This is a genomic window from Arthrobacter sp. Y3225116 (genome assembly GCF_059091245.1).
The window spans coordinates 1-6096 of sequence record NZ_JBNHGL010000172.1; the positions used below are offsets into that span (position 1 = coordinate 1).

Consider the following 6096-nt stretch of genomic DNA (forward strand, 5'->3'; position numbering starts at 1 on the left):
CGGCGACCTGCAGGCGCACCACGTCACGGTCCGGTCGCTGGGTCCGCTGGGGGTGGCCGCGCGCCAGGTCACCATCGCCCTGCCGGGCCGGCTGCGGGTGCTGCCGCCGTTCCATTCCAAGCGGCACCTGCCCTCCAAGCTGCGCAAGCTGCGTGAGCTGGACGGCCGCGTGGCGGTGCAAATCCGCGGGGCCGGCACGGAGTTCGATTCCTTGCGCGACTACGTGCGCGGCGACGACGTGCGCTCCATCGACTGGCGCGCCACCGCTCGGCGGCAGGCCGTCGTCGTCCGCACCTGGCGTCCGGAACGCGACCGGCGGGTGGTGATCGTGCTCGACACCTCCCGCACCTCGGCCGCACGGATCGAGGACGAGCCGCGGCTGGACACCGGAATCGAGGCGTCGCTGCTGCTGGCCGTGCTCGCCGAGCGCGGCGGCGACCGCGTGGATTTCCTGGCCTTCGACCGGCGGCCGCGGGCCAGGGTCGCCTCCGCGGCCAAGGGCAACCTGCTCAACCAACTGGTCAACGCCATGGCCCCGCTGGAACCGGAACTGATCGAAGCGGACTGGTCGCAGATACCGGGGGAGATCCACGCCCTGTCCTCGCACCGGTCGCTGGTGGTGCTGCTGACCTCGCTGGACTCCGGGGCGGCCGAGGAGGGGCTGCTGCCCGTGCTGGCCCAGTTGACCGCCAAGCACACCGTGGTGGTCGCCTCGGTCAGCGATCCGCACGTGGACCGGCTGCGCGTGGTCCGCGGGACCGCCGACGACACGTACCGGGCCGCCGCCGCCGAGCGTGCCGTGCTGGAACGGGCGGCAGTCGCCGCGCAGATCCGCCAGTTCGGCGCGGAAGTGGTGGACGCTCCCCCGCACGAGCTGCCGCCTCAGCTGGCCGACATGTACATCCGGCTCAAAGCCGCCGGACGGCTGTAACCGCCATGGATCCCGCCACCGGCCTGCCGGGCCGGCGCGGTCCCCGACCCGGATGGTGATGCAATGGTTTCCGTCTACCAGCTGGCCCTGGGGCCGGCCTTTTCGCGCCTGACGCCCGAACTGCAGGAATACTTCTCGCTCGCCCCGCCGGCAGCGGACGACGGCGGACACGAAGCCCGCGGCATCGGCTCCGGCCTGTTCGACGTCGCCGGCTGCCCCCGCCCGGCGCTGCGGCCGTTCCTCGGCCTGACCAGCGGCGACAACGCCTTGTTCCCCGAGTACCAGCACAACGTGCCCTTCAGCATCGAGAACCGGGCTTCCCTGAACGCCGGCGGCCAGCCGGAGCTCACCGCCGTCAGGACACTCTGCTTCCGCGACCGGACCCGGATCGTGGAGGACCGGACCGGTTGGGACCACCATCTGCGCCGGCCCGTCGGTGCGCTGGGCCGCAGCGGCCGCCTGCTGACGGACGTGGCGTGCTCGGTCGGCGCCGACGGCCGGATGCGGCTGGCGTCGCGGCGCTGCCGGATATCAGCCGGCCGGCTCACCATCGGGCTTCCGCTGCTGCTGGATGCCGCGGCTTTCACGGAACAGTGGTGGGACGGATCCGAAGGCCGTTTCCGGATCCGGACGAAGGTCATCCAGCGCCAGCTCGGTACCGTGCTGGAATACTCCGGATCCTTCACGTACTCGGTGCTCGTGGGCTAAGGAGCCCGGTCCTGCCGCGAGGGCGGGCTCTCCAGGTTCATGCCTCCGCGACGACCTGGTTCAGGGCGTCGGCCGTCTGGGTGAGCCGCTTGACCACCGCGCGCGCCGTCTCCGGCGAACGCCCGGCCAGGCCGGCGGAGGGCGTGATCCTCACCCGGGGCAGCCGGGTCAACGGCAGGCCCAGCTGCCGCCAGGGGCGGACGACCGCATCGACGAGGGCGCTGACCTGCGGGACGGTGCCTGCTGCCGGGTCGATGATGCCTGCCCACACCGTCCGGTCCGCTTCCACCGCGGCGGCGAGGGTTTCCCACTGCCGGGTGGTCAGCGCGCCGGTGGGGAGGGCTAGCCCGTCCAGTCCGCTGCCGGCCACGGCGTCGAGGGACGCATCGGCGGCGGGGACCAGGGCTACCACTTCCACGGCTCCGGCATCGCGGAGTGCGGCGGCCACCAGGTCCCAGGCGGCGGAGGCCTCCGTGGCCGCGAGCGCGCGCAGCGTGCGGTATCCGCTGGCCGTGGGGATGGTGCCTGCCAGCACGGCATCGAGCTCCGGCTCCTCGAGCTGGACCACCAGTTCCGTGCCGGCCGGCAGTGCGGCCCTGACGTTGGCCAGGTGTCCGGCCGCGCCTGCCGCGAGCGACTGGGCGAGGTCCCGCCGGGCGCCGGCGTCGATCAGGGCGCGTTCGCCGTTGTGCAGGTGGAGGTTTGCGGCCAGGGACATCGGTCCGCGCACCTGGATCTTGAGTTGGTTGCCGGGGCGGTCTTCGGCGCCGACCACATCGGCCAGCACGTTCAGGTCGGTGCGCAGCGCGGACACGGCCCTGCGGTGATCCTGCCCCGGACGGTCCACCAGGCGCCAGCCGTGCGGCTGCAGATCGATGAACAGTCCCTCCAGCATGCCCGCGGTTCGTGCGGTCGGGTCCGACCCGGCGCCGCGGTCCGGCAGCTCGACCAGGTGCGGCAGGTTCGGCTCGCCCAGTTCACCGCGGACGATGCGCGCGGCCTCGGCTGGTTCGGTGCCGGGCCAGCTGCCCAGCCCGGTGGCGGTCACGTGGGCGGGCCGCCCGGCGGCGGCAGCCGCGTCGGCGGCGGGCCCGGGGGAACCGGCGGCCATGTCAGTTGCCGCCGTTGTGCTCGTCGGAGATGGCCTGGTGGTGCCTGATGACCTCCGAAATGATGAAGTTCAGGAACTTCTCGGCGAAGGCCGGATCCAAATGCGCTTCTTCGGCCAGCCGCCGCAGCCGGTTGATCTGGGCGGTCTCCCGGTCGGGGTCGGCCGGCGGCAGTTTGTGCGTGGCCTTCAGATACCCCACCCGCTGGGTCGCCTTGAACCGCTCGGCGAGCAGATAGACCAGCGTTGCGTCGATGTTGTCGATGCTTCCCCGCACCGCCAACAGCTCCGCCATCACCTCGGGCGCCACCTGGTCGGAGAGGGAGCTGGCGGTCGGGTCGTAGTCATCGGCAACGCGGGGGTCGGTCATGCCACCAGTTTATGGTTCGGCCCGCGCGGGAGGTGCACCGGTTACCGCTCTGTGAAGCACCGCCCGTCCTCCCGGCCCGGCCCCGGCCCGAAAGGACGATCGCCGCCGGCGCGGTTTGGATGAAGGGTTCCGCGCCGGAGCGTGCTGCGCCTAGGAAACGTTGGCCGGGTCCCAGCTCAGCGAACGCGCCGAGTCGATGGTCGCCTGACCCAACACCCTGGTTCCTTGGTAGAGCACCATGGTCTGGCCGGGGGCCACGCCGCGCATCGGCTCGATGAGGGTCACGACCAACTGCTGCCGGCCGTCTTCGCCGGCCTCCGCCTGCGCGCGCGCCGCCACCGGGTCGCCGTGCGCGCGGACCTGCACCATGCAGTCGAACTCGGTGCGGGCCTCGACCTCGGGCAACGGCAGGCCCGCCCAGGAGACCTTGATGCCGCGCATTTGGTCGACGGCCAGCAGGTCCTCGGGTCCCACCACCACCTTGTTCTCCTTGGGCCGGATCTCCAGCACGAACCGCGGTTTGCCGTCCGGCGCCGGCCGGCCCAGCTTCAGGCCCCGCCGCTGGCCCACGGTGAACGCGTTGGCGCCCTCGTGTTCGCCGACCACCTGGCCGTCCTGGTCAACGATGGAACCGGACTCCATCTCGATCTTCTCGGCCAACCAGCCGCGGGTGTCGCCGTCGGAAATGAAGCAGATGTCGTGGCTGTCCGGCTTGTTCGCCACGGACAGTCCGCGCCGCGCGGCCTCGGCGCGGACCTCGGCCTTGGACGGCGTTTCGGCCAGCGGGAACATGGAGTGTTTGAGCTGTTCGTGGGTCAGCACGCCCAGCACGTACGACTGGTCCTTGGCCCAGTCTGCGGCGCGGTGCAGTTCGCGGTTGCCCTGCGCGTCCTCCACCACCTTGGCGTAGTGGCCGGTGCACACCGCGTCGAACCCCAGCGCCAGCGCCTTCTCCAAGAGGGCGGCGAACTTGATCCGCTCGTTGCAGCGCATGCAGGGGTTCGGCGTCCGGCCGGCGGCGTATTCGGCGATGAAATCGTCCACCACGTCTTCCTTGAACCGCTCGGAGAAGTCCCAGACGTAGTACGGGATGCCCAGGATGTCGCAGGCACGCCAGGCGTCGCGCGAATCCTCAATGGTGCAGCAGCCCCGGCTGCCGGTGCGCAGGGTGCCGGGCATCCGGCTCAGGGCCAGGTGCACGCCCACCACGTCGTGGCCGGCCTCCACCGCCCGTGCCGCCGCCACGGCGGAGTCCACGCCGCCGCTCATCGCTGCCAGTACCTTCATGAATTCGTTTCCCTACTGATTCGTTGTTCGTGTCTGCCGCGGCCGCCACGCTCCGTGCGCCCCACCGCACCTGTCCGGTCGGCCGAGGCCTCAGCCGGACTGCGTGCCCGCGGTCTGGATGCTGGAGACGTGGCCGGCCATCCCGGCCTTCCTGGCCCGTGCGTAGGCCTCCGGCAGCGCTGCCACCAGTGAGTCAACGTCTGACTCGGTTGTTGTATGCCCGAGCGTGAAGCGCTGGGCCCCGCGGGCTTCCTCTTCGCTCAACCCCATGGCCAGCAGGACGTGCGATGGCCGGGGCACTCCCGCGGTGCAGGCCGACCCGGTGGAGGACTCCACGCCGGCCAGGTCCAGCAGGAACAACAGCGAATCGCCCTCGCAGCCGGGGAAGGTGAAATGCGCGTTGCCGGGCAGCCGCAGGCCCTCGTGCCGCGGATCCGGGGTGCCCCGCAACACCGCCTCCGGCACGCCGCGCGCGACGCCGGCGATGAGCCGGTCGCGCAATTCCGCCAGCCGCGCGGCTTCTTCCGGCAACTGCCCGACGGCGGCCTCCGCGGCCGCGGCGAAGGCCGCGATCGCCGGGGTGTCGAGGGTGCCCGACCGGATGTCGCGTTCCTGGCCGCCGCCGTGCTGGACCGGCGTCAGCTTCACGTCCCGGCCGACCAGCAGCGCACCGACCCCCACCGGGCCGCCGATCTTGTGCCCGCTGATGGCGAGGGTGTCCAGCCCGGACGCCTTGAAATCCACCCGCAGGTGGCCGAACGCCTGGACGGCGTCCGAGTGGACCGGGATGCCGTGCGGCTGCGCGGCGGCGACGATCTCTGCCATCGGCTGGACGCTGCCGACCTCATTGTTGGCCCACATCACGGTGACCAGCGCCACCGCTGCAGGGTCGGCTTCGATTTCCCGGCGCAGGGCCTCGACGGAGACCACGCCGTGGGCGTCGACCGGAAGCCAGACCGCCTCGGCGCCCTCATGCTTTTGGAGCCATTCCACCGTGTCGAGCACGGCATGGTGCTCCACCGGCGAACACAGGATCCGCCGCCGCCGGGGGTCGGCGTCGCGCCGGGCCCAATACAGGCCCTTGACGGCAAGGTTGTCGGCTTCGGTACCGCCGGACGTGAAAATCACCTCGGACGGATGCGCTCCGGCCGCGGCGGCGATGGTTTCGCGGGCGTCCTCGACCACCCTGCGGGCACGCCGGCCGGAACCGTGCAGCGAGGAGGGGTTGCCGCTGCGGCTGAGTTCATGGGTGAGTGCGGCCAGGGCCTGCGCCACAAGGGGCGTGGTCGCCGCGTGGTCAAGGTACACGGGCACGCCAATATTTTACATGCCCCGGTGCGCCTGGTTCAGCCCGGCGACCGGCGCCGGGAGGCCCGGAGCCTGCAGGCGGCTCAGCGCCGGTTGATCCTGGCGCAGCAGAACGGCCCGTCCGGATCTGCGGCGACGCCGTGGGACTGGTCCGCGCAGCCGGCCAGCATCCCTTGCAGCAGGGCGAGGTTCAGGCCGCACACGGTTTCCGTGTGGCTGCGGGCCAGCAGGTGGAACGGGCAGTTTCCCAGCGCGAAACCGGCCGCATCCGGCAGCGGCCGGTAGCCCGCCGCGGCGAGGGCTTCCTCCAGGCCGCCGGCGCCGGCCCCCAGCTCACGGCCCTTGGCGCGGGCGGCCTCGGCCACCAGTTCGTGCGCCGGGCGG

General features: G+C 71.9%; 7 protein-coding genes. 2 read left to right on the forward strand and 5 right to left on the reverse strand.

Annotated elements, in window-relative coordinates; all coding sequences use genetic code 11:
• Together AC5RV2_RS13435 and AC5RV2_RS13440 are read left to right on the forward strand one after the other, a co-directional pair.
• The coding region (locus AC5RV2_RS13435; protein ID WP_494092746.1) for a DUF58 domain-containing protein at positions 1–931 on the forward strand (931 nt) is incomplete at its 5' end.
• A 63-nt stretch (positions 932–994) separates the two neighbouring features.
• Positions 995–1639, forward strand: coding sequence for a DUF4166 domain-containing protein (locus AC5RV2_RS13440; RefSeq protein ID WP_494092747.1), 645 nt, complete (start codon positions 995–997; stop codon positions 1637–1639).
• A gap of 37 nt (positions 1640–1676) precedes the next feature.
• On the opposite strand, the gene AC5RV2_RS13445 is transcribed toward AC5RV2_RS13440, so the two are convergent.
• From AC5RV2_RS13445 to AC5RV2_RS13465, 5 genes are all read right to left on the reverse strand, one after another.
• The gene (locus AC5RV2_RS13445) at positions 1677–2750 is read right to left on the reverse strand and encodes a uroporphyrinogen decarboxylase/cobalamine-independent methonine synthase family protein (RefSeq protein WP_494092748.1); all 1074 of its coding nucleotides are present in this window, start codon (positions 2748–2750) and stop codon (positions 1677–1679) included.
• A gap of 1 nt (position 2751) precedes the next feature.
• Positions 2752–3117 (reverse strand): chorismate mutase, encoded by a 366-nt coding sequence (locus tag AC5RV2_RS13450; protein ID WP_494067277.1) that lies wholly within the window; start codon positions 3115–3117, stop codon positions 2752–2754.
• A 150-nt stretch (positions 3118–3267) separates the two neighbouring features.
• Positions 3268–4404 (reverse strand): tRNA 2-thiouridine(34) synthase MnmA, encoded by a 1137-nt coding sequence (gene mnmA / locus AC5RV2_RS13455; protein ID WP_494092749.1) that lies wholly within the window; start codon positions 4402–4404, stop codon positions 3268–3270.
• 90 nt (positions 4405–4494) lie between these two features.
• A complete protein-coding gene (locus AC5RV2_RS13460; protein ID WP_494092750.1) occupies positions 4495–5718 on the reverse strand; it encodes a cysteine desulfurase family protein in 1224 nt (407 codons plus the stop codon).
• Positions 5719–5795: 77 nt separating this feature from the next.
• Positions 5796–6096: helix-turn-helix domain-containing protein (locus AC5RV2_RS13465; RefSeq protein WP_494092751.1), on the reverse strand; the 301-nt coding region annotated here is incomplete at its 5' end.

Bases quoted from the DNA above. Each gene is read 5' to 3' on its own strand.
- mnmA (WP_494092749.1), bottom strand. From the start codon at position 4,404: ATGAAGGTACTGGCAGCGATGAGCGGCGGCGTGGACTCCGCCGTGGCG.
- AC5RV2_RS13440 (WP_494092747.1), top strand. From the start codon at position 995: ATGGTTTCCGTCTACCAGCTGGCCCTGGGGCCGGCCTTTTCGCGCCTG.
- AC5RV2_RS13445 (WP_494092748.1), bottom strand. From the start codon at position 2,750: ATGGCCGCCGGTTCCCCCGGGCCCGCCGCCGACGCGGCTGCCGCCGCC.
- AC5RV2_RS13450 (WP_494067277.1), bottom strand. From the start codon at position 3,117: ATGACCGACCCCCGCGTTGCCGATGACTACGACCCGACCGCCAGCTCC.